The following is a 1947-nucleotide window of genomic DNA, read 5'->3' on the forward strand; positions in this document are numbered from 1 at the left end:
GGCCTTTTTAAGTTGGTTTCTTTGGTTTTTTTGGTTTTTTATATAAGCTGGTTTTGTTCAGGGTCTTTATTTTTATAATAATTAAAATAGCCAATGGAGTATCATTGGCTACGATTTATAAAATCGATTATATAATTAGCATAAGTTAGTGAATTTACAGCCCTCACCAACGCTAGGTGTACAAAAGTCTGTGCAATTGTTCCAACTTACAGGCGCTCCACCAGCGATTCCAAAGGTCATTTTTGTTGGAATTTTATTCTTATCCAAAGATAGTGACTTTATACTCTTTTTATTTAATTTTATCATTTTTATTTCCTTTTCTATTTTAACTTTATGTGTTGGGTGTTTTGTTTTTTTTTAAAATTTAATTCTAAGACTTTAGCTTCCAATTTATTAGCATAAATTAGTGAATTTACAGCCCTCACCAACGCTAGGTGTACAGAAGTCTGTGCAATTGTTCCAACTTACAGGCGCTCCACCAGCGATTCCAAAGGTCATTTTTGTTGGGATTTTATTCTTATCCAAAGATAGTGACTTTATATTCTTTTTATTTAATTTGAACATTTTTATTTCCTTTTTCGTATTTTTATTTTAGGTGTGGGTTAGCACCTGACATTCATTAAACACTAAAGTTATGTTGATAATGTTTCAATTTCCAATGTGTTTGTTAGTAAATGTGAATTTGTAAATTTTTATTTTCTTTATTTTGGCGTTGCTTGTCGTTAAATTATGGTTTTGTGATTTTTGTTTTCAGATAATTTGTTTTTATTTAAATAAATGTTTGACTATTTTTGTTTTTTATCTAAGTTGTAGATCTGTTAATAAAATAAACTTTATTTCCAAATTTCTATGTTAGATAAAATCGAATTAAAATGGCTAAAAAGCTTTGAAGCTGTGTTTTTTCACTTAAGTTTTAAGCTGGCATCTGAGCAGTTAGCATTGCCAACGTCGAATGTCAGTCGTCATGTTGCGTTATTAGAACAGCAACTAAATGTGCGCTTATTTGAGCGTACGACCCGAAAAATGCGCCCTACAGAGGCTGGTCAAAAGCTCTATGATGCTACCAGTTCGCTGTTGGATTCCTTACAAAGCGCTTTACAAGAAACGTCTTTGCAAAAAAATCATGTGTCGGGCCATCTAAAAATAATGACGCCAGATCTTCCGTTTATGGGGGAAGTACTCGCAAGCTTTGTCGCTCAAAACCCATCAATAGCGTTAAGTTGTGATACGCAGTTGGAGGCGAAAGAAGGCATCGTTGATGGCTTTGATATTGTAATGAGCTTTAATCGTGGCAGCATGGCGGACTCGGGTTGGGTGGCAAAAGAGATAATACGATGGCCAAGTTGTATTGTCGCTTCTCCAAAGCTGTTGGCGCGTTACCCAAAACCGAAAAGTTTACAAGAGTTGAGCTCACTGCCTTGTATAACCACGCTAAGCGTGATGCAAGGGGCACCTTGGCGTTTTAAGGGGGATTATTTATTAACAGTGCAATCAAGTTATAAAGTAAATAGCGGCAATATGGCCAGAGCGGCAGCTATTCAAGGGCTTGGGTTTGCAATATTACCTTTTCATGCGTGTGAACAAGCCATTGAGCAGGGCCAACTCATTGAGATAAAATTAGATCGTGAGCCTGAAGATTTAGTATTAAATGCATTTTACTCTGGGCGGAAATACCCGCTTGAGAAGGTGAAAGTCTTTTTGGAACACCTAAAAAGTATGTTAATTCACATCAATTAAGTGGGGTTATGTTATTTTTTTGAGCAAACCCTTCTCTTCGGAAATTAACTAAGAGCAGGGTTTGAGTTTATTTAGCGTTAACGTTCTACTTGCCAATATACTTTTTCAACGTTCAAGTAACCGTTTTCAGCACGGCATCTAGGTCCCCATGCATTATCCCAGTACCTTGAGATATCGAACCACAGTTTTGTATGGGTTGTTTTATCTAAA

The 1947-nt window shown here is 35.8% G+C and carries 1 protein-coding gene; it reads left to right on the plus strand.

Annotated features, from left to right (window positions below):
• The first annotated feature begins 849 nt into the window (after positions 1-849).
• Positions 850-1737, plus strand: a complete 888-nt coding sequence (locus tag L1077_RS27045; protein WP_237139867.1) for a LysR family transcriptional regulator — start codon at positions 850-852, stop codon at positions 1735-1737.
• The last annotated feature ends 210 nt before the right edge of the window (positions 1738-1947 follow it).

The organism is Pseudoalteromonas luteoviolacea, assembly GCF_021654285.1.
Classification (GTDB): Bacteria; Pseudomonadota; Gammaproteobacteria; order Enterobacterales; family Alteromonadaceae; genus Pseudoalteromonas; species Pseudoalteromonas luteoviolacea_J.

What these genes read in the sequence shown, in the direction of transcription:
- L1077_RS27045 (WP_237139867.1), top strand. Translation starts at nt 850, where the DNA reads ATGTTAGATAAAATCGAATTAAAATGGCTAAAAAGCTTTGAAGCTGTG.